Raw genomic sequence first — 20,537 nt, 5'->3', positions numbered from 1 at the left:
GCAACCACCTATATCATTTCCACTCGAACTATCCTGTTTTTAAAAGCTGTTGTTTCTCTTCACTTCGTGTTGGAACGACTGATTCAAATATGTTCAGATAACCTTGCGCAGTTGCATACCAAGAGAAAAACTTGGCTCGCTGCAGGGCCTGTTTGCCCATTTCATTCCGGACGGCTGGTGAACTCCACAACAGTTCCCAGACAGCAGGCAATCCTTTTTCCCAATCTTTTGGCGGGATGATAAAGCCACTTTTCTCGTGGGCAACGACTTCACGAATGCCGCCGCGTGGAGTGGAAATGACGGGCTTTCCGGAAGCCATTGCTTCTAAATTGACACGGCAAAACGCTTCTTTCCAAACAGACGGTGTCGCCACGACATCCCCAATTTGGTAGTACAGCGGCATTTTTGCGGATGGGACGAAATTGACGAAACGCACCTTTTCCCCCAAGGGCTTCGCAAGTCGTTTGAGCTCTCGAACATACGGATTTAGGCGATTGCTGCCGTATCCCGTCCCCCCCACAATCACGAGTTTGGCTTTCGGGTCTTGTTTGCTCACCTGGCGAAAAGCTTTGATCAGCACATGTACCCCTTTGCCGCGCATAAGTCGTCCGGCATAAAACAAGATGCGATCATCTGGCTTTAATCCGAGATCTTGACGCATTTTTTTGACCGCTATCTTTGCAACCTGATAAGGTGTGACATCGACTCCGAGGTGAACCGCATGGATTTTATTGGCAGGAATCTTGCACGTCCGAATAAAATGTTGACGTAAAAATTCACTGTTCGTAATAAAACCCGTTGCCAGTCGAACGGCACGCCTCATATTTTCCTTGCTGATGATCGGCTGTGACCCGTATACATGAGAATGCATATTCACAAAGACTGGGATCTTGGGAAAATGGCGTTTTAATGTGAGAACATAGATCGGTCTGTTTTCCACAAGAATGACATCTGGCTTGTTTTTCTTGATATGATGAATAATCCGGCGCAAATATGGCTTTGGCCCTTGATACGGGACACGAATGAACCGCCGATTTTCTTCCACGGATGAGGTAGGGTAGGTCGCACATTGACGAGTGTAGATCGTCACGTTGTGCATGGGCTCGATCATCTTTGTGACCTCGTCAATATCGTGTTCGACCGAGCTTCCTTTGACCGGTGGTACAGAAAAGGGACCCGGACTAATAATCGCGATGTTCATTTCGCTCGATCTCCCACTCCTTTTTCAGTGAAAGAACCACTTGATACAAGTACTGCAATTGTTTGGCATGGTTTTCTTCAAGCTTCTCCCATCTTTCTTCCCATGAAGCAAGCGCCTCTTTCAATTCCATCACTTCTTGCTCAAGCTGGTGAACCTGTTCCACGACGGCCTCGTCGGTCTCTCTCATAATAATTTCGAAAGTAGGCTCCAAGAGCAGTTCCTTCGGCTGCTCTGCTGTTGTATTTACGACCAGCTCCTGGACGTTTTCCGTTACTACCTCATCTTGTTTTTCATTGGCTTTTACGATTGAAATACGTTGAACTGCCTCATCTACGACATAGCTTCCTGAAAACACACCTGGTGTTACCCAATGAGACAGATCCCATTTTTTTCGTTTTTCCACAAGTTATCGCCTCCTGAAGCTTGCATCTACGTAATATGTTATGACAGACAAGGAAAATGGGTACGTGTACGGTGACATAGAAAAAACCGCTTGATTTGGATGAAATCAAAGCGGTTGCCCGTGGTCTCTCATATTTGCTTGTCTGCGGAAGTTCAAGCTGTAAAGGCGCGCTTGTTCTACAGTTGTTATCTGTTGCTTTTGCCATTCGAGCAGGATCCGGTCAATATAGCGGATGTGGAGCTTGCCGACAGTTGCAGCCTCACGCAAAGCGGTCAAAATCAATTCTTCCTGATAGCCGTCCTGTTCGGTCCACATATGGATGTTCTCCAATTCAAACGGCGCTAGCGGGCGGCCAAATGCCTGCTCAAAACGAGCGTAAATGGCAACAGGTTCGGCATCCAGAGAAACGGCCACTTCCATAAAAGGGTCCATACTTCTCGGGTCTGCTTGCTGCTCCCGCCAGGTCTGATACAGCTTTTTGTACAACGGAGTCAAATTGTATTGCTCATGACGCATACCAGTTTGTGGATCGATAAACTCATCTATCGTAATCCAATCTTCTTTTAATAGCTTTTGCAGAGATTGAATCAATCTCATGCTAGTCATGGACATGCGTTCCTCCAGCTCTGTTAAGGTCGGGAATCGATTCCCTTCCTGCTGAAAGGACAGCAGATGAATCAGTAGCATCATCTCGTCATCAGTCAATGACATACGCTTATACATTTTCAAAAGAAGATTGGAGACGGATGTTGCTCCTTCTTGCAACAATTGCAATATATGGGAGTCCATAACGCATATTCACCTCTGGGTTGGGATAACAAGGGAGTGCGTAAAACGCGCTGTCAAACAATAGGAACACCCTGCTGCCCTCGCGCAACAGGGTGTAGATCGTTCATCGATAAAAGGAACTCTATGGGTAGAGACGATTCAGCATGCGTGGGAATGGAATGGTTTCACGCACATGATCCAGCCCGCAAATCCATGCAATGGTACGCTCCAGACCCAAACCGAAGCCGGAGTGAGGAACTGTACCGTATTTGCGCAGGTCCATATACCAGCGATAAGCCTCTTCCGAAAGCTCATGCTCAGCAAAACGTTTCTCCAACAGTTCTGGATCATCAATCCGCTGGCTACCCCCGATGATTTCACCATAGCCTTCTGGTGCGATCATATCCGCGCACAGAACCACTTCTGGACGTTCAGGGTGTGGCTTCATGTAGAAAGCCTTGATTTCGGTAGGATAATGGGTGATGAAAACAGGCTTGTCGAAATGGTCCGCAATCATCGTCTCATCCGGTGCACCGAAGTCGTCTCCCCATTTAATCTCGCTACCTTTTTCCTGCAAGAGTTTAATCGCATCATCATAAGAGATGCGTGGGAACGATCCCGTTACATTTTGCAGTTTTGTTGTATCGCGCTCCAACGTTTTCAGTTCGCGCTCACAGTTTTTCAATACGGATTGTACCACATGAGAAACAAACGCTTCCTGAATACGCAGATTTTCTTCATGATCTACGAAAGTCATCTCCGGCTCGATCATCCAGAACTCGATCAAGTGACGACGTGTCTTGGATTTCTCGGCACGGAAAGTTGGTCCGAAAGAGTAAACGCGACCTAACGCCATAGCGGCTGCTTCCATATAAAGCTGGCCGGACTGCGAGAGATACGCATCTTCATCAAAATATTTGGTATGGAACAGGTTGGTGGTACCTTCCGCAGAGGTCGGTGTCAAAATTGGCGGGTCTACTTTTACGAAACCGTTCTCGTGGAAGAACTCATACATGGCGCGAATCACCTCGGAACGCACAGCCATGACTGCACGCTGACGTGGAGAACGCAGCCACAGGTGGCGATGGTCCATCAGGAAGTCAACACCGTGTTCCTTCAAGGAAATCGGATATTCCTGGGCGATCTGAATAATTTCCACACCTGTTACTGTCAGTTCGTAACCGCTTGGTGCACGGTCATCCGCACGAACTGAACCAGTTATGTAAAGTGAGCTTTCTTGTGTGAGCTGCGATGCATTCTCCCACACCTCTTCAGCTACTTCCGCTTTTACTACTACACCTTGAATGAAGCCGGATCCGTCGCGGAGCTGCAAAAATTGAATCTTGCCGCTGCTGCGCTTGTTGTATAACCAGCATCCCAGGCGTACTTCTTGTCCAACATGCTGCCCGATTCGGGCAATCGTCGTCAACATTGAATAATTCCCTCCATTTACCATGCCAAGCAAATACAGACTAAGTATACCAAACAATTATACTATTGGGGGCCTGCAAATTCAATGAAAGTCTCCCTGTATAATGTTAACGATAAAATAATTATGTAAACTCAATATACATTTGGGAGACCTGATCTCAACATCGGCCTCCCTGCTTCTGAATCATCCACTCGCCCCATTGTTGTTTCCTACCGAATTATTTATCGTCCTCGCTATCGTATTCTTCACTACTTTCATAATCTTGCTCGAGGTCACTATCATCCGTGTCTTCTTCATCTTCATCCGTGTCGTGATCGTCCATGTCATCCTCGTCCATGTACGCATCATCCCTGTCTTCCTCATCCGTATCTTCGTCGACCATGTCCTCATCTTCCATGTCTTCCTCATCCGTATCTTCGTCTTCCACGTCTTCCTCATCCGTATCTTCGTCGACCATGTCCTCATCTTCCTCATCTTCCACATCTTCATCATTCGTATCTTCGTCATCCATGTCTTCCTCATCAAAGTCGTGATCTTCCTCGACTTCTTCTGCCTCCAGTTGTTCCCTCTCTGTTGACCAGTCCAACATTTCGTGTGGGACATCTACTCCTTTTACTCCAATCCCAATCCAGTGAATCACACCAGTCGCTTCCTGCCCCTCCTGATTGCGAAATACGGTAATGAGTGCCGAAGTCCTTTTCGTATATTTGAGCGATGTATAGATGCCCGGTTGATTTGTCATCGCCACCATACAATAATGTGTATCCGCAAAAGGCTGCGGCAATCGAACAATCACATCTGTAGACTTGCTTGTGGCAGAAAGCCTGAAGGGGACGAAACCGTATTGTTGCAAGGTTACTCCAATATGATTATGGGTCTCAATTACCGGAAAGGATAATTTCTCCGCATCAATGGACTGATTTGCAATGTGATGCGTAGTGATAGCTTTGGACGCAATTTTAGAACCGGTCACGGAGTCCTCTGCCAGTTTTTCCTGCGTAATGATCCGGTTTTGCAGATGCTGTTCTGTTATGCTCTTGCTAATCAGATGACTTCCTTTGAGCGTTCCTTCCTTAATATGTGTTCCATCCAGGCTGCCTTTTATGACATGAGCACCATGAACGGAATGGCTATCTAGCTTGCTCGCATCAATGCTCTGATCGGCTATTTTCTCTCGGGTAACACTGCCGTCCTGTAATTTTTCCTTGGAAATGGAGTTACCCTGGAGATGGTCCGCTTGAATGATGTGACTGTTGAGATGTGTAGATGAAATTGCTTTTTCCGCAATCTTTTCCGCCGTCACGGCTGATCTGCCCAAATGTCGGGTCTTGATCGCATCTTTGGCTATTTTGGGCGCTGTGATGACAGCATCACCAAGTTTGCTTGTCGTAATGCTTAGATCTGAAATTTTGTCTGTAGAAACAGATTCCGGCGCCAATTTTGAGGTGGTCACCAAGTGGTCATGCAGATGCTGGGTCTGGATGATGTACTCGCGTAAATGATTGCCGCCAATAATTCTGTCAGTCAAATGCTGTTCTTCCACAGATCTTCTTGCCAGCTTTTCTGAGCGAATGGTTCCGTCAATCAGATGCCGTGAACTCACGCTCTCATCGAGCAAGTGTTGCTCTCCTACACACCTGTTCGCCAATTTGTCGGCAGTGATCGCCTTATCAGCTATCTTGGCTGAGGTAATTTGTTGATCCCCAATTTTTTTAGCCGTCAGCATCCCGTCTTGCAAGTGACTCGATAGGACACTGCCAACTTGTAAATGTGTGCTGCCAATTGATTCTTTGGCGAGCTTTTCTGCCGTGACACTGTTGTTGTCCAAATGCTCAGTCAATATCGCATACGGCCCCACTTTATCGCTGGTCACCGCTTCTGGATGTAAATGCTGGCTATAAATGGCCTGAAATGCAATGTGATGATCTGTGATGCTGCCAGCGCTAATGTTGCTGCCATCGATTAGCTCTTCCGTGAGATGATGATGGTAAATGGAGCCTTCACGAATATGTTGAGACTCAATTGTATCTTCGTCTATCTTCGTCGAAGTTACAGCTCCATCGCGTAATTTATCGCCTGTGACAGCTCCATCCTCAATCTTCACTGTGTTGATCACATAATTGGCGAGGTTACTTGTTTGAATGGTCCCCATCTTTATTTTTTCCGAGGTAATCGATTGATCCTGGATCAACTCATTCGTGATCGCTTGCTCTTGAATATGCTTGCTTTGGATCGAGTGATCGGCAAATTTCATCGAGTCGATGGTTTTATCGGCTAACTTCTCGGAAGTAATACTATGGTTGATCAATTTTTGCGCGGAAATCGAATAATCCAACAAATGCTCGCCGCTTACGATTCCCTGCCCCAGATGATCCCTCTGTACCGCATGCGGGGCGAGTTTGGTGGAAGTTACGCTCTTGTCCGCGAGTTTACTGCTGTCCACGGCATAATCCTTCAAAATCGAATTATCCACGGCGCCTTGCTTAATTTTTGACGCGTCGATGGCCCGGTTCGCAATTTTTTCTGTTGTCACGGATTGATCTGTCAAGTCGTCTGTATAGACAAATGATTGGACACGATCATCATTTCGGTCTTTGATGACCTTCGAATAAAAGTTCGGATTGGTAGTTGAGCTTTGTTTGGAGGATGCGTTTTGTTTGGAAGATACGTTCTGTTTGGAAGACGTATCCGGTTTGGAAGACGTATCCGGTTTGGAAGGTAAATCCTGTCTGGAAGCTGAATCCCGTCTGAGAGTTGAATCCTGTCTGGAAGCTGAATCCCGTCTGGAAGTGGAATCCTGTCTGGAAGTTGAATCCTGTCTGGAAGTTGAATCCTGTCTGGAAGTTGAATCCTGTCTGGAAAGCGAGTCCTGTTTGGAGGATAGGTCCTGCTTGGGTACTTTGGGAATCGGGTTTTGTTGCTCTTTCGGTGTGGCAGCAGAGATGGGAGGTATTCTGTGACTGCTCTCCAAATGACTTTCAAGCAGATTTAATTCGAGGTCTTCCATCCACTCCCGATCGGGTGATGATGTATATGAGAGCGGTAACTCGTGCATGGTCTGCCTAAAGGTTTTGCTCAGACTTTTGTTTGCTTTTCGCCGGTTCACATTGGCCATAGGGTCTCCTTGCCTCCTGATTTCATTCCCGTATCACCTTTGTAGGATATTCATCCATTTACTTATTTGGCACCGTGTCTACAAAATTGTTTCATCCTGATTTGCCCAAGTGGCCAGCAAACACAAAAAACCTGCTTCGCCGACTCTTCTCTTGGCTAGCAGGTTCATTATGTTATACAGCAACTTCTTCCTTCGTTTGTGACAATAGGGCCCTAAACTCATCGCCTTGCAGAACTTCCGCTTCCAACAATGTATGCAAGCCCGTTTGGAATACGGAATCAAACTGTCTCAAAAGATTGCGAGTTTCTGCGAGCAATCCTTCCAGGAGACGCTCAACCTCGTCATGAATCCGATTCTTATCCACGTATTGCAAATGTACAATCCCTAGCTCGGACATACCGCTTTGTACAATTTCCTGTGCCATTCCCAGCGCCTGCTCGAAGTCATTCTTCGATCCAGTACTGCGCCCACCGTAGTAGATTTCCTCCGCTACGGCTCCTCCAAGGCTAACCATGATTTGTTTCTCCATCGCTTCCTTGGTATACAGATAGCGGTCTTCCATTGGATTTTGTCGGACGTAACCCAGTGCTTTGCCTCGTGGACTCAGCGTGACCTGCGAAACAGAGCCTGGTCGTACGCTCTCACTGACAATGGCATGTCCCAATTCATGGAGAGCAACGCGCTTCTTCTCTTCCTCAGATGCTTGACGGTCTACCTTCTCTCCGAGCATAACCTTGTCAACCGCATAGCCAAAATGCTTCGCTGTGATCTTGTCCTGGCGGTCACGCATGGCATAAATAGCTGCTTCATTGGCTACACTCTCCAGCTGCGCGCCAGAAAATCCGAATGTCTCCTGAGCCACTTTTTCCAGTGTGACGTCCTCGCCTAGCGGTTTATTGGCCGTATGAATGGTCAAAATCTGCTCGCGTGCTGGTTTGTCCGGAAGATCAACGCTAATATGACGGTCAAAACGACCGGGACGCAACAGCGCTGCGTCGAGCATGTCCTTCCGGTTCGTAGCTGCCATGACTAAAATCCGCGGTTTGTCAGTCGTAGCTACACCATCCATCTCCGTCAACAGTTGATTCAAGGTTTGATCGTATTCTCGCTGCTGTTGACCATCCCTTTTTCCACCGACGACATCGATCTCATCGATAAAAATAATCGCGCTGTCTTGCCCATTTTTCTCTGCTAATGCCTTCGCTTCCTGAAACAATTCACGGACGCGTTGTGCACCGACACCGACGTACATCTCCACGAACTGCGAACCCGATGCCGCCACAAAAGCAGAATTTGTATAGTTTGCTGCCGCTTTCGCCATCAGTGTCTTACCCGTACCAGGAGGACCTGTCAAAAGAACACCTTTAATCGGGCGAATCCCGTATTGCTCAATTTTGTCTTTGTACACGAGAAAATCAAGCGATTCCTTCAGTTCTTTCTTAGCGCGTTCCTGTCCACCGATATCAGCAAACTGCACATCCGATTTCGGCAGCTCATGCTTGTTTGCTTTTCTTTTCCCCCCGAGGGCGACATTTCCACCTTGGCCATTTTGCTGACGGATGACCAGAAAGTAAATCGCACCCAGTACGGCTCCGAACACCAGGAATGGCGTAATGTTTACACCTAGAAAAATAAGAAAAATCAACAGTGCAGGTACGACGCCGATCAGTATTTCCTTACGCACGTGCCGTCACCTCTTTTTCATTGGATCGGGGGATGATGGTGTAAAAATCCTCCGTTCCTTTTTTCATATAAACATAAATGTTCTTGTCATCCATCGATGCAGATGCTTGGTCGAGTTGATTCCCCTTTTTCCATTGTTCCATAAGGACGGGAATACGGCTATATTCATGCAACTCCACTGCTTCGGTAAACACAAATTGACCACTCTGCCAAATATCGTGCATCGTTGTCGACTGATTGTCGATGTCAATGACCACTTCTTTTTCCCCTGCGATCTTTTTTGTCTCCGTTAGCAGATTCCGATATTCTGCTGGAAATGCGTCTGGTTTTGTAACAGTTACATCTATTTGAATTTTATCTTTGTTGATTTCCAAATTGCCCAATGTTGCGGACTGCATTTGTCCAATTTCTGCACGGATTGGCTCCTCAATCTCCATCTTTTGATACAAGAACCATCCTCCGAACAGGAGTGCCAAGGTTGCCACCAAAGATAATCCAATTGCGCTCTTTTTCATCTGCACGGCTACTCCCCCCATAAATATCGTTCTCGTTTTCTCTCTCTGCAACGTCCCCAGTATATCACACGAGTATATCATTTTCTTATACAGATGTTGGATGGAAATCGAGTAGGAGGGAGTGACTAACTCCCGTCCTCTCACACCACCGTACGTACCGTCCGGTATACGGCGGTTCATCAAGCTTGACGAAGAACAGAATATCGTTGTACTAAACTTTTCAGCCCTTGTTGTTGCCAGTATGCAACTCCGAGGGCTTTGTGTATTTGAGGAGTCTTTGTGGAACGCCACGCACCCTTTCGGGTGTTTGCAATTTCTATTGCTTGGACGTGTGATAAACCCAGAGAACGAAGTTCTCGATATCGGGTTTTTATTCGCTTCCACTGAGACCACAAGCAAAGTCGGAGTCTACGCCGTATCCATTCTTCGATGGATTGTAGAATTTTCTTTGCATCTGCAAGGGCGAAATATCCAACCCATCCCATGAGATACTGGTTTAGCTTCCGAATCCTTTCATCCATAGAGATGCTCCATACCGGATTTGTGATGAAGCGGATTTTCTCTTTCAACTTCAGAAGTGATTTTGGATGAAGCCGAATCCTTGCTTGCTTTGCGTTAGTGAAACTGAAACCGAGGAACTTACGTTTCCAAGGTCGATCCACTGCACTTTTCTGCTCATTTACTTTTAGCTTAAGTACCTTCTCCAAGTAGTTTTGGATACTCTCTTTTACCCGTTCTCCCGCCCGCTTTGTTTTCACGTAGATGTTGCTATCGTCTGCGTATCTACAAAAGCGATGTCCTCTCTTTTCCAGCTCTTTATCCAAGTCGTCAAGCAGGATGTTCGCCAATAACGGACTAAGCGGGCCACCTTGTGGTGTGCCTTCTACTGCCGAGAGGCAGACTCCATTGATCATGATGCCTGCTTGTAAGTATGCGCGAATAAGTTTCAACAAAGCTTTGTCTTTTACTTTTCGGGCAACCCGACTCATTAAAATATCGTGATTTACCCGGTCGAAGAATTTCTCTAAGTCCATATCTACGACAAAGCGATATCCTTCGGAAATATAAGATTGTGCTTGTCTCATAGCGTCATGCGCACTGCGATTCGGTCGGAATCCGAAACTGGATTCTGAAAAGTGGGGATCGAATATGGGAGTAAGAACTTGGAGAATGGCTTGTTGGATTAAGCGATCTATCACGGTAGGAATACCTAATAACCTTACCCCTCCGTCAGTTTTCGGGATTTCGACTCTGCGGACAGGGGAAGGTTTATAGGTTCCTTTCATAATCTGTTCTTTAATGGTTAACCAGTGTTCACGGATATAATCGCGCAGTTGTTCGGTTGAAACACTGTCGATTCCCGCCGATCCTTTGTTTCTTTCCACTCTTTCGAGCGCCACTAATAGATTTTCCCGTGATAGGACTTTCTCCAACAACTCCATGACGATACCCTTTCCTTCGCACGCATCCTTCTAGTCTTGTCGGTCAATACTCAGCCCTCTCTTGTACCCTCAGGGCTTCACCCTTATTCTCCAAGAGTAGTTCCTTACGGAATTCTGCTTCACAGTTTGATCACGAAAGTGATTAGCGGATGTGTTGACTTAATGTTCAGCCCTTCCCCGTTCAAGCGTCCTATACTTGGGTACTATGGCTTCTGCTGACTTCTGCATGTTCAGCGACTCCTTACGGAGACGGTTACCAACATTTGAAGGCACTTCATGCAGACCTCCCCAGGTAAGAACGATAACTTTCATCCCATGTACCTGCCCAAGTTTACTGCTGTATTCCTTGGCTGTATAGGGCTTCGTCTTGTTCAGCAGACTCGCCCGAATACAACAGCCTCAAATTGGATTCGTGTACCTCAGGTCGGGACTTTGCCGCCGGCTTCCTCCAGATTCCACCTCACGGTAGACACCCTTGCCTTGAGCTAACGGTTGGTACAGCCAACCCCCGTTCGGGACTTACACCCTAGAGTTATCGCCCATGCTGGGCGCACTGCCAAACAGGCCTTCTCCCATAAGGAAAAGGCCTTTCGTGATGCCAGCGTCTTAGCTTGGCGAGAGCACGTATGAGGTTAACAGAACGCCAGTGAATAGATCATAGTGAATGTAATGAAAACGACCGTCTTTGTCTTTGACAGTGACTTCCCAAAATTTCTTATCGTTTTCGAGACCAGGAACCAAATGAGTGATCTCCGATTGCGGGAAGGACTTGTAAACCGCCTCTTCTACATTCTTTTTTGGAACAGCAAGATCCATTCGATCGAAGCTAACTTTTTGATCGGTCATCCAAGCGACAACTTGTGTCCCCGCCTTATTTTTCCCAATGACGACAGCGTAGCTCTCCTTGCCTCGATATTCATCAATGGTTTCAATCTCCGTGATTGTCGTGCGATCCTGGACCCACTGACGAACGGTTTCCTCAAATTGATTGCGCTCTCCTGCTACAGAAGCCGTCAGGTGATAGGCGAACCCAGCTCCCGTAAGTAAAATGACGGCTACGATTGATAGGATAATTCGTACTAACACAGCAAGTAACTCCTTTACGTGGCTGACATTACAATCGGAATCGAAGCTGTTCTCTCTTCACTCCAACTGCCGTTTGTATTTGCAAATCTAGCTCCAGTTGGCGAAGCTGCCCCGTAGTTGAATCGTACCATAGTTGGTAATTGACTTTCATTCCGTTCGTTATACTCGGAGTCAAATCCTGAAGAGGGAAGGATGGACCTAACCACATTGATAATAACGAAGAGACTTCCTCAGGTGGGACCGCTATCCGGTATCCACTCCATCCTTGCCCTGCAGTATCTTCAAGGCGTTCAGGGCTGACCGATTGCAAAACTCCCTTGAGCAATACTGCGTGCTCATACGGGGTGAACATCGCATACGGCAGAGCGGCATGATCCTGTACCTGGCCATCCATTCGCACCGATACTGGCTGCCCATCTTTTCTGGCTATTTCAAGCTGGTGGCCACCGATTTCTCCTGCGAGCTGAAATTGCTCATTTTGATATCGCCCATGCAAGGTCTGATTCTGCATGTATACGAGAAATGAGCGTTCCTCGTCCTTCGTGATCTGCTCCAAAAGCTCCGCTACCGTCTTCGTCTGCTTCGTCCCTGTTGTTTGTCTGACCGCAGGCGCAGTATCTGTATTGGCAGATCGACTTACTGTTCCCAATACAATCCCGAGGAGAAATAGACCGAGTAGGATTGGAATGAGCCACCACAGCATTTTGGGCCGGATGTACATGTCGTCCCCCCTGTCCCATTTTTGTCTCTAGCCTATGCTATACGGGAAGGTTTTAGAACGACACGGAAAAGTTGCTAATCATAGCTTAAGGTTGGGCGGTCATACTACACATACACCCCGAGGAGGTGAGCGCGTGACATCTTCGCAACAAACCACATCTCCTGACATACTTGGGTTTCTGCTACAGGAATACCGCGTCTCCTGGGCAGGATTGTCGTCTCCCTTGCGTCAATGGTCGCACACACCCACTCTTCATTTTCGCCATCATCTCCTGACAAAAGCTGTGGCAAAAATGAACAACGGAACGTCTTAGTATCCAATTCCCCTACCTACACCTGCACTGCCTTACTCCTGTCCCCCACCTGACAGGAGCCTTTTACCGTTTTAACGTTTGGAATACGCGGTTTGCTTCGTAAATCGCGCGCTCCTCATCGATGGTCAACAACTTATGATTACGCATTAAGAATTTACCCGCTACAATTGTATCTTTCACATCTCGTCCATTTGCCGCGTACACCACGTGTGAAATCGGTTGGTGTGCTGGGTGGAAATGAGCTTGATGGCTATCCATCACGATCAAGTCAGCTTGCTTGCCTACTTCAATGCTTCCGAGTGTTTCTTCCTGGAACACCCCTTCTGCGCCATAACGAGTAGCCATGCGAAGTGCTTCCTCTGCTGGAACCGCTACTGGATCGTTATTTACACCTTTGTGTAGGATCGCAGCGAGCTTCAATTCCTCAAACAAATTCAAATTGTTGTTGCTTGCCGAGCTGTCCGTACCCAGCGATACGCTTACGCCTTTTGCCAACATTTTCGGAACAGGCGCAACACCGCTTGCCAGCTTCAGGTTGCTCACGACATTATGAGAAACTCTCACGTTGTATTTTGCCAAAATGTCGATTTCTTCATCCGTAAGGTGAACAGCGTGCGCGACGAGTGTTGGGCGATTGAACATGCCCAGCTTTTCCAAATGAGCGACTGGACGCAGTCCGTAGTCCTTCTCGTTTTGACCGACTTCCCAAGCGGTTTCAGACATATGGATATGAAGCGGCAAGGACAACTCATCGGCTTTTTCGATAATTTGGGTAATAAATTCTGGCGAGCAGGTGTACGGCGCATGCGGTGCCATCATGACGGTAATACGTCCGTCTGCCTGATTATGCCATTCTTTTGCAAAAAGAGTCGCGTCTTTCAGCTTTGTTTGACGTTCTTCTTCGGAGCACAAGCCGATCATCCCTCGGCAAAGGCGGGCACGCATTCCAGCTGCATCGACTTCCTTTGCCACAACATCCATATGATCATACATATCCACAAACGTAGTGGTTCCCGTACGAATCATCTCAATAAGCGACAGTTGAGTACCCCATTTTACTGTATCTCCCGTGAATTGCGCCTCCAATGGCCACATTTTGTCTTCCAGCCATTGTTGCAGCGGCAAATCATCTGCATAACCGCGTAGGAGGGACATACCAGCATGTCCATGCGTGTTGATTAAACCAGGCAGTATGTAGTCTCCTTTTTGATCGATAACCTCATCGTATCCTGCTTCTGATAGGTCCTCAGGAGTTGGGCCCACATACGTAATCTTGTTACCTTCGAATGCTACGGCACCATCGTAAATGACTTCATTCGTATCGTTAACGGTAATGACTGTTGCGTGAATGAGGATCGTCTTTTTCATAGTATACACTCCATTCTTATGTCAAGTAGTAGGCCAGGCTTTGCAGGTTGGACGTCACGTCCGCATAGTGAATGCGAACATCTTTTCCTGCGCGAATCGTCGTAGGGGCAAAATTCAAGATCCCCTTGATACCCGCTTGAGTCAACTGATCACATACGGATTGCGCTGCAGGTGCCGGTACCGTAATAATCGCCAGCTTGATTTGCTTGTTTACGATTGTCTCTTCCAGCTCTGATAAAGGCTGAATCGGTATACCTGCGACTTTTTTGCCCTGCTTCTCTGGATTATTGTCAAAGATGGCCGCAATCCGCATGTTATCTTTCAAATAAGCGTTGTAGTTACTAATGGCATGGCCCAAATGCCCAGCTCCGACTAAAGCGACACGAATTTCATCTGTTAGCTTTAGAATTTCGCGTATTTTTTCCACCAGATAATCGACATCATAGCCGATTCCCTTTTTTCCAAAATCACCAAAAGCTGCAAGATCTTTTCTGATTTGGGCAGGATTCACATCGAGATTCTTGCCCATCTGTTGGGAGGAAACGGTGGTCACCTCAACTTGCTGCAAATAACTGAGGTAACGCAGATAAATCGGCAAACGACGGACGACCGCTTCCGAAATCTTTTCGTGTTTTGCCACGTTCGGTCTTCCCCCCTAATTCTTTTGCTTCAAAATCCGATATTCTTTTCCATTCGATAAAATGGTAATGGAACCGTCGTGGCTGGTAACGTATGTCTCGGCCCATGACTCTCCCAGGCGCTCCATGACTTCCGTCTGACCGTCTTTCATTTGATCCCGGGATCGGCCTGTCTGAATAATGGCGACCTGGGGATCGACCTGCGTCAGAAACGGTTGCGAAGAGCCTTGATTGCTCCCCTGACCAGCTACCTTTAGCACTTCCGCCTTCAATCTGTCATTTTGCCGTTCCAACAGTCGCTCTTCTGCTTTTTCATTCACGGCACTCATAAATAAAAATCGCAGTTGGCCATGCGTCAATCGAAAAACGAGAGAATTATTCTGGGGCGATAAAAATAACGGTTCATCCGGGAGCAACACTTCCATGGAGATTTCTTGGTCTAAGGTAAGTACTTGTCCTTGCTCTGCTTCCATCTGCTTTTGGTTGGAGCGAAGCAGCACGACATGGCGAATGGATGGCGCGATCAGCTTGGGTAAAATGACGGCATCTATAAGCACTTGTTGGCTCAATGAAGCGTAGCCTCCCATATGCTCAAGCTGATCATTTGTCAACACTACATAGTCGAGCCGTGTGATCTTGAGCTCTGCCAAGCGCGCTGATAAAACGGGCCAATCTTCTGCCGTACCCGTATCAATCAGCATCGTTTTGCCGCCTGGCATTCTCAAAAGCGTACTCTCACCATGTGGAAGTGCCAAGTAGGTGACAATGAGACCCGAAAATTCCTGTTCTGTCTCCGTTTCAAATGGGTCATCTATCTTCACTGCTGCTTCTTCCAAATACAAATGGCTATCAATCGAGCATGCGCTAAGGAAAATCGCACTAAGAACTACCATCCACCAACGCCACGCTTTTTTCCATAACATTTATTTTATCACCTTAATCCCTATGAGACTATTGCTTCATTTTATGAATCTGACAGGGATTGCATACTAAGGAATGGCTCTATGCGCTCTCGCAGTGTTGGCCATGGACCGCTTTCGATTTGAAATGGCGGCAAAGATTGAAGGAATGAGCGTCCATATCTCGCCTCAACCACACGCGTGTCGAGAACGATCACGACCCCTCGATCCAAGTGATGGCGAATTAATCGTCCCACCCCTTGCTTAAATTGCAGAACGGCTTGTGGAAGAGACAACGACATAAAGGCATTTTTTCCTTCTGCCTTCAAAAGCTCTGCCCTTCCTTGATAGACAGGGTGATTCGGCGGAGCAAACGGAAGTCGAACAATGACCAAACTGCTCAGCCATTCCCCCTGGATATCGACACCTTCCCAGAAGCTGCTCGTCCCAAGCAGAACACTTCTCTCCATGCTTCGGAACAGTCGCACCAGCTTGCTCCGGTTGTTGCTATCAATCCCGTGACCGAATAACGTATACGGTTCTGGAGCCTCCGCTAGCCGCTCCTTCATCGCTTGATAAACAAGGCGAAGCATCGAATGGGAGGTAAACAGGATCAGCGTCCTTCCTTTCGAAGCCAGTACGACATCCACGCACCCTTGTATGACCGCCTCCAAATACGTGTGGTCACTCTCTTTACCTGGTGCCGGAAAATCTGATGGAATCAACAGCAGTCCCTGCTCTTCATAATGAAACGGCGATGGCAATGACAAAGTGCGCACTCGTTCCTCGGGCAGTTGGTCGAGACCAAACTGGCTTTTGATGTAGGAAAAGCTGTTTTTGACCGTCAGAGTGGCTGATGTCAAAATCAGACTCCGTTTTTGCGCGAACAGTGGTTCTGCCAGTGAGTCTGCAACCTTCAAGAGTGCTGCGGACAAATGCACCTGCTTGCGAGCTGTACGGGACTCTACTTCCATCCAATACACATACTCGGCATCCTGCTCAAGTAAAAAGAAGTGAAGCAGCTCAACAGTATTCTGCCAGTCTTTGATGAGACCAAATAAATCTGTCAGTAGACTACGTACAGCAAAAGGTGGCTTTTCCTCTTGCGGAGTCGTTCGCAAAAGCTGCTCGATGCCCGCTGCATACGCAGTCATCCCTTTAATCAGCTTTTTGGTTACTTTGCGTATCTTCTCGTGTTTGCCTACAAACGATTCGATCCGATAACGTACCGTCTCACGACCAGCGTCCGTCGTCTCCTCCGCACGATCTGATGCCCATGCATACAAGAGCTGTGTCCATTGCTGCGCTTTCTCTCGCAAGGTCGCGGACTGTTTTCTCAGCTCCAAAAGTTTTGCCACTACCTCTTCTTGTACCGCAGGCATCCAGCTTTGCAGTTCTTCGGCGAAGCGTGCAATTGACCCACTCTCTTCAACCGATGCACGATCTAGCAAGAAAAGAAGCTGCGTGGTTGAAAACTGCTTGCCTAAATGCTGTGTCGCAGCATCCTCCAAATGATGGGCCTCATCGACGATGGCAACTTCATACGCAGGTAGGATCCTGTTTTCCACTTGTAGATCGCTGATGAAAAGGGCGTGATTGACGATGAGGACATCGACATCGCGGGCCCGTTCCTTCGCCTGAAAATAGTAGCAGCGACTAAACCACGGACAAGCCCGATTCAAGCAAGAGCCCGTATCACTTTTTACCTGTTGCCATAGCAGTTGACCACTTGGAGGCATGCTCAGTTCTTCCACGTCACCGGTAATAGTTTGCGTGAGCCACGTCAGCATCTGTCCTTTGACCAAGCGCATTTCTTGGCTGCTTCCTTCTACAGGCTCGTCCACAGCTTGTTCAAATTTACGCAAGCATAAGTAGTTTCCTCTGCCTTTTAGCGTCGAAGCAGTAAACGAAAACGGCAACGACTCCTGCAAGGTAGCGATTTCCTTATGGAATAGCTGTTCCTGCAATTGAATGGTATTGGTACTGACCACCAGCTGCTGCTGATTGTGATGAGCCCAAATGATCCCCGGCAAGAGATAGGCTAATGATTTGCCCGTACCTGTCCCTGCCTCTACCAATAAATGGGTGCCATCCTCCATTGCCTCATAGACGGCATGCATCATCGCTTCCTGAGCATCCCTACGTTGATACCCCGACATTTTCGCCTGCATGTACCCGTTTTCGCCCAAAACATCCTCGAGCTGCTCGGCAAACGCTTTGGTCACTGTCGCATCGATAGGAGGATGCTTCAGCGACGCTGTTAATTTTTCTTCGCGTTTCCGAAGTGCCAACTGGCGATAAATATCCCACATATCGGAGGAATCCGTTTCGGTTGGCGTTCCATCCAGCTCTGGCAGCTCTATTAGCTTTTCCATCTCGATCTGCCGCAAAAGAACCTCGATATCCGAGCGAAACGAAGAGACGAGCATCTGCAGCCGTTGGATCGTTACAAGTGGCAGTTTCTTTAAAATATCCAGCAAGTGGAGAAACAGCTGAGCCGTGGCAAGTGCATCACTATCTGCTTGATGAGGATTATCGTGCTCGATTTCCAGCTCAGACGCCAGTTCTCCGAGTCTGTAGCTATTTTGCATCGGCAAAAGAACGCGGGATAGCTCCACCGTATCAAGCACGTAGCCGTCAAACGCATAATAGCCCTGGCTCAGCAGGGCTTCTTGTAAAAATTGGAGATCAAAGCTTGCATTATGAGCAACAAAAGCTCGCCCGTCCAATAAACGCAAGAAATCTGGAAACACTTCTTCCAAGGAAGGAGCATCTGCAACCATCTCGTTGGTAATCCCTGTTAATTGGGTAATAAAAGGGGGAATATCCTGGCCCGGATGAATCAGGGTGGAAAAACTCTCGGTAATCTGCCCGTCATCGATTGCGACGGCACCAATCTGAATGATGCTGTCCCCTTGGCGTGGATGGCTTCCCGTCGTCTCAAAATCTACAACTAGTAATCGATTCAAACGTTGTCACCTCGTAACCTGAGCGGAAACATTCAATCCGCACTCATTCACATTCGGCAACGATGGGAAATATTCCTGCTCTCCTGTACATTTACGGCTGTACCAGCTCCGTCTGCATTTCGGATTGACCGAGCTTGCTTGCACAAAGTTGCAGATAGATGGGGATTTCCCATAACTGTTCTGCGAATGGCAATGCCCGTTGAAAATATTGTTCAGCCAGGCGCCAATTTTCTTCCACAACCGCGATTCTTCCCAGATGAAAATACCCTAACGAACGTACATATGGCTCAGCGTCTTCCAGGAAATACTTTGCCATCCGTTTTGCTTCTTGTGTATCCCCCAGCTTTTCGTATGCGGAAATCATCCCCGATTGTCCGAGGCGATTGTCTCGGTTTTTCTCCAGCATGATCCGAAACGCTTTGATCGCTTCCTCTACCCTTCCGTCAAACAACAGCATCCAGCCATAACTAAAAAGAAAGTCGTCATTTTCGGGTGCAAGACTGATCGCTTTTTTGACGAGCGTCAATGCGCGCTTCGTACCGGCAATCAGCCAAGTATTCCAGGCCAAGCCATGCCACGTCCACCCATCTTTTGGGGAACGCTCCGTCAAAAAATGATAGCAAATCTGTGCCCGGTGGTAATTGCCCACTGTTTCGTATAAAGAGGCCATTTCCTGAAGAGTATCGCTGTCCAAATCGCGTGTCGGCAGTTGCAAGCCTTTCGGCGGGCTCCACTCCACCGTCTGGTCCATCGTATGCAGTAATTTGGCAGCACGTAGCCATAGCATCTGCGCTTCCCAATCGTGCTCGTTTTTTTCTAGATACGGTTCCAATTCGTCCAAAGCTTCCTGTGCATCGCCATCTCTTAAATAGCATAGCGCGAGGTTGTATTTGGCTTCTTCCTGTTCTGGCTTGATCTCGAGAGAAGTCTTAAAAGCTTGTGCCGCCTCTAGCCATTGCTCCTCTTCCGCAAGTATACACCCGATGGCATTAAAACTGATGGCCACAATGGTAGGTGAGCCTGCTGTCCTCCCGAGAAGTCGGAATTCCCGAAAAGCTAATTCTTTCTCCTCACACAAAAGGAGACTGTAGGCGTAATATAGGCGCCCACTTTCCCAGTCTGGCGATTTTTGAACCAATTCTCCAAAACACTTTTTCGCATCGTGGAACATACGCAAATGATAAAAGCCTTCCCCACGACGAAAAATCGGCTCGTATGCGTTTGTTTCAATGGCCTTTGGTGATTCTGTTTTCACCTTCGGCTGATGTGCCTTTTTCTCTTCTGCCGGAAGCTGTCCTTCCATTTCCTTGATGTTGCGAATCGCATTCGATAATTTTTCTTCGAATTGCAGCCACAGGTCTACGACTGTATCACTTACTTGGCGCAATTGAAACAATTGTTCCGCGAGCTGAAGACGTTCTTGTTCAGAAGCCCCCTGCCATTTCTCTTCAATCGCCTGCGCTTTGTTCCGAAGCGTATGAAACCAGTCCTCGATTTTCACAAGAAAAGCCACCCCCTATGAGGCATGAGTACTTTCATTGTCTCACAAGGCAGGTGGCTCTATGCAGGAGTCGACAGATCGCTTACAGAATCGTCGCGTGTACTTCTTCCGCAATCAATTCTTTGATCTGATTTTTTTCATCCATGATGGCGACACGTGGCTTGTAGGTTCTTGCCTCTTCATCCGTCATCATCGCATAGGCAATAATAATCACGATATCGCCCTCTTGTACGAGACGTGCAGCTGCTCCGTTCAAGCAAATGACGCCACTGCCTGGAGCACCTTCGATGACGTAGGTTTCCAGACGTGCTCCATTGTTGTTATTGACGATTTGTACTTTTTCATTTGGCAAAATATCCAACGCATCCAACAAATTTTTGTCGATGGTAATACTTCCTACATAGTTCAAGTTTGCCTCAGTTACCGTTGCGCGATGGATTTTTGCTTTCATCATGGTGCGGAACACTATATAATTCCTCCCTT

The 20,537-nt window shown here is 47.5% G+C and carries 17 protein-coding genes; 1 reads left to right on the top strand and 16 read right to left on the bottom strand.

Features of this window, described 5'->3' with window-relative positions:
* Positions 1-28: 28 nt before the first annotated feature.
* From ACUUHJ_RS13780 to ACUUHJ_RS13735, 10 genes are all read right to left on the bottom strand, one after another.
* A complete protein-coding gene (locus tag ACUUHJ_RS13780) occupies positions 29-1,201 on the bottom strand; it encodes a glycosyltransferase family 4 protein (RefSeq protein WP_472299100.1) in 1,173 nt (390 codons plus the stop codon).
* Positions 1,182-1,604 carry a hypothetical protein gene (locus ACUUHJ_RS13775; RefSeq protein ID WP_087350223.1) on the bottom strand — a complete coding sequence of 141 codons (423 nt, stop codon included), beginning with the start codon at positions 1,602-1,604 and terminating at the stop codon, positions 1,182-1,184. Before ACUUHJ_RS13775 ends, ACUUHJ_RS13780 begins: the two co-directional genes overlap by 20 nt.
* Positions 1,605-1,709: 105 nt before the next feature.
* Positions 1,710-2,393: a DnaD domain-containing protein gene (locus ACUUHJ_RS13770; RefSeq protein ID WP_472299099.1), complete on the bottom strand. Its 684-nt coding sequence runs from the start codon at positions 2,391-2,393 to the stop codon at positions 1,710-1,712.
* 121 nt (positions 2,394-2,514) lie between these two features.
* On the bottom strand, positions 2,515-3,804 hold the full coding sequence (gene asnS / locus ACUUHJ_RS13765; protein WP_472299098.1) for an asparagine--tRNA ligase: 1,290 nt from the start codon (positions 3,802-3,804) through the stop codon (positions 2,515-2,517).
* Between the two features lie 217 nt (positions 3,805-4,021).
* Entirely contained in the window at positions 4,022-6,919 is a 2,898-nt protein-coding gene (locus ACUUHJ_RS13760) for a WIAG-tail domain (RefSeq protein ID WP_472299097.1), read from the bottom strand.
* Between the two features lie 172 nt (positions 6,920-7,091).
* The gene (locus ACUUHJ_RS13755) at positions 7,092-8,603 is read right to left on the bottom strand and encodes an AAA family ATPase (RefSeq protein ID WP_064200000.1); all 1,512 of its coding nucleotides are present in this window, start codon (positions 8,601-8,603) and stop codon (positions 7,092-7,094) included.
* Positions 8,596-9,123: a hypothetical protein gene (locus ACUUHJ_RS13750; protein WP_472299096.1), complete on the bottom strand. Its 528-nt coding sequence runs from the start codon at positions 9,121-9,123 to the stop codon at positions 8,596-8,598. Before ACUUHJ_RS13750 ends, ACUUHJ_RS13755 begins: the two co-directional genes overlap by 8 nt.
* A gap of 173 nt (positions 9,124-9,296) precedes the next feature.
* Entirely contained in the window at positions 9,297-10,559 is a 1,263-nt protein-coding gene (ltrA, locus tag ACUUHJ_RS13745) for a group II intron reverse transcriptase/maturase (protein WP_106834678.1), read from the bottom strand.
* 606 nt (positions 10,560-11,165) lie between these two features.
* Positions 11,166-11,645, bottom strand: a complete 480-nt coding sequence (locus tag ACUUHJ_RS13740) for a cell wall elongation regulator TseB-like domain-containing protein (RefSeq protein WP_289677715.1) — start codon at positions 11,643-11,645, stop codon at positions 11,166-11,168.
* A gap of 28 nt (positions 11,646-11,673) precedes the next feature.
* Positions 11,674-12,366: a hypothetical protein gene (locus ACUUHJ_RS13735; protein ID WP_289677714.1), complete on the bottom strand. Its 693-nt coding sequence runs from the start codon at positions 12,364-12,366 to the stop codon at positions 11,674-11,676.
* 133 nt (positions 12,367-12,499) lie between these two features.
* On the opposite strand from ACUUHJ_RS13735, the gene ACUUHJ_RS13730 reads away from it, so the two are divergent.
* On the top strand, positions 12,500-12,679 hold the full coding sequence (locus tag ACUUHJ_RS13730; protein ID WP_133257456.1) for a hypothetical protein: 180 nt from the start codon (positions 12,500-12,502) through the stop codon (positions 12,677-12,679).
* A 63-nt stretch (positions 12,680-12,742) separates the two neighbouring features.
* On the opposite strand, the gene ACUUHJ_RS13725 is transcribed toward ACUUHJ_RS13730, so the two are convergent.
* The 6 genes from ACUUHJ_RS13725 to panD form a co-directional block, all read right to left on the bottom strand.
* A complete protein-coding gene (locus ACUUHJ_RS13725) occupies positions 12,743-14,047 on the bottom strand; it encodes an amidohydrolase (RefSeq protein ID WP_173603902.1) in 1,305 nt (434 codons plus the stop codon).
* Positions 14,048-14,063: 16 nt separating this feature from the next.
* On the bottom strand, positions 14,064-14,687 hold the full coding sequence (locus ACUUHJ_RS13720; RefSeq protein WP_012686190.1) for a redox-sensing transcriptional repressor Rex: 624 nt from the start codon (positions 14,685-14,687) through the stop codon (positions 14,064-14,066).
* 15 nt (positions 14,688-14,702) lie between these two features.
* Positions 14,703-15,608: a ComEC/Rec2 family competence protein gene (locus ACUUHJ_RS13715; protein WP_472299095.1), complete on the bottom strand. Its 906-nt coding sequence runs from the start codon at positions 15,606-15,608 to the stop codon at positions 14,703-14,705.
* Positions 15,609-15,649: 41 nt separating this feature from the next.
* Positions 15,650-18,553 (bottom strand): ATP-dependent DNA helicase DinG, encoded by a 2,904-nt coding sequence (dinG, locus tag ACUUHJ_RS13710; RefSeq protein ID WP_472299094.1) that lies wholly within the window; start codon positions 18,551-18,553, stop codon positions 15,650-15,652.
* Between the two features lie 91 nt (positions 18,554-18,644).
* Positions 18,645-20,054 (bottom strand): tetratricopeptide repeat protein, encoded by a 1,410-nt coding sequence (locus ACUUHJ_RS13705; RefSeq protein ID WP_472299093.1) that lies wholly within the window; start codon positions 20,052-20,054, stop codon positions 18,645-18,647.
* Between the two features lie 82 nt (positions 20,055-20,136).
* Positions 20,137-20,520 (bottom strand): aspartate 1-decarboxylase, encoded by a 384-nt coding sequence (gene panD, locus ACUUHJ_RS13700; RefSeq protein ID WP_007723146.1) that lies wholly within the window; start codon positions 20,518-20,520, stop codon positions 20,137-20,139.
* Positions 20,521-20,537: the final 17 nt, after the last annotated feature.

The organism is Brevibacillus schisleri, from assembly GCF_055685845.1.
Note: the sequence above shows the minus strand (reverse complement) of the source record. Positions and strands in the feature narration are given on the sequence as shown.

Coding starts and splice junctions, on each gene's coding strand:
- ACUUHJ_RS13780 (WP_472299100.1), bottom strand. CDS start 1,201: ATGAACATCGCGATTATTAGTCCGGGTCCCTTTTCTGTACCACCGGTC.
- ACUUHJ_RS13770 (WP_472299099.1), bottom strand. CDS start 2,393: ATGGACTCCCATATATTGCAATTGTTGCAAGAAGGAGCAACATCCGTC.
- ACUUHJ_RS13760 (WP_472299097.1), bottom strand. CDS start 6,919: ATGGCCAATGTGAACCGGCGAAAAGCAAACAAAAGTCTGAGCAAAACC.
- asnS (WP_472299098.1), bottom strand. CDS start 3,804: ATGTTGACGACGATTGCCCGAATCGGGCAGCATGTTGGACAAGAAGTA.
- ACUUHJ_RS13715 (WP_472299095.1), bottom strand. CDS start 15,608: ATGTTATGGAAAAAAGCGTGGCGTTGGTGGATGGTAGTTCTTAGTGCG.
- ACUUHJ_RS13735 (WP_289677714.1), bottom strand. CDS start 12,366: ATGTACATCCGGCCCAAAATGCTGTGGTGGCTCATTCCAATCCTACTC.
- ltrA (WP_106834678.1), bottom strand. CDS start 10,559: ATGGAGTTGTTGGAGAAAGTCCTATCACGGGAAAATCTATTAGTGGCG.
- ACUUHJ_RS13725 (WP_173603902.1), bottom strand. CDS start 14,047: ATGAAAAAGACGATCCTCATTCACGCAACAGTCATTACCGTTAACGAT.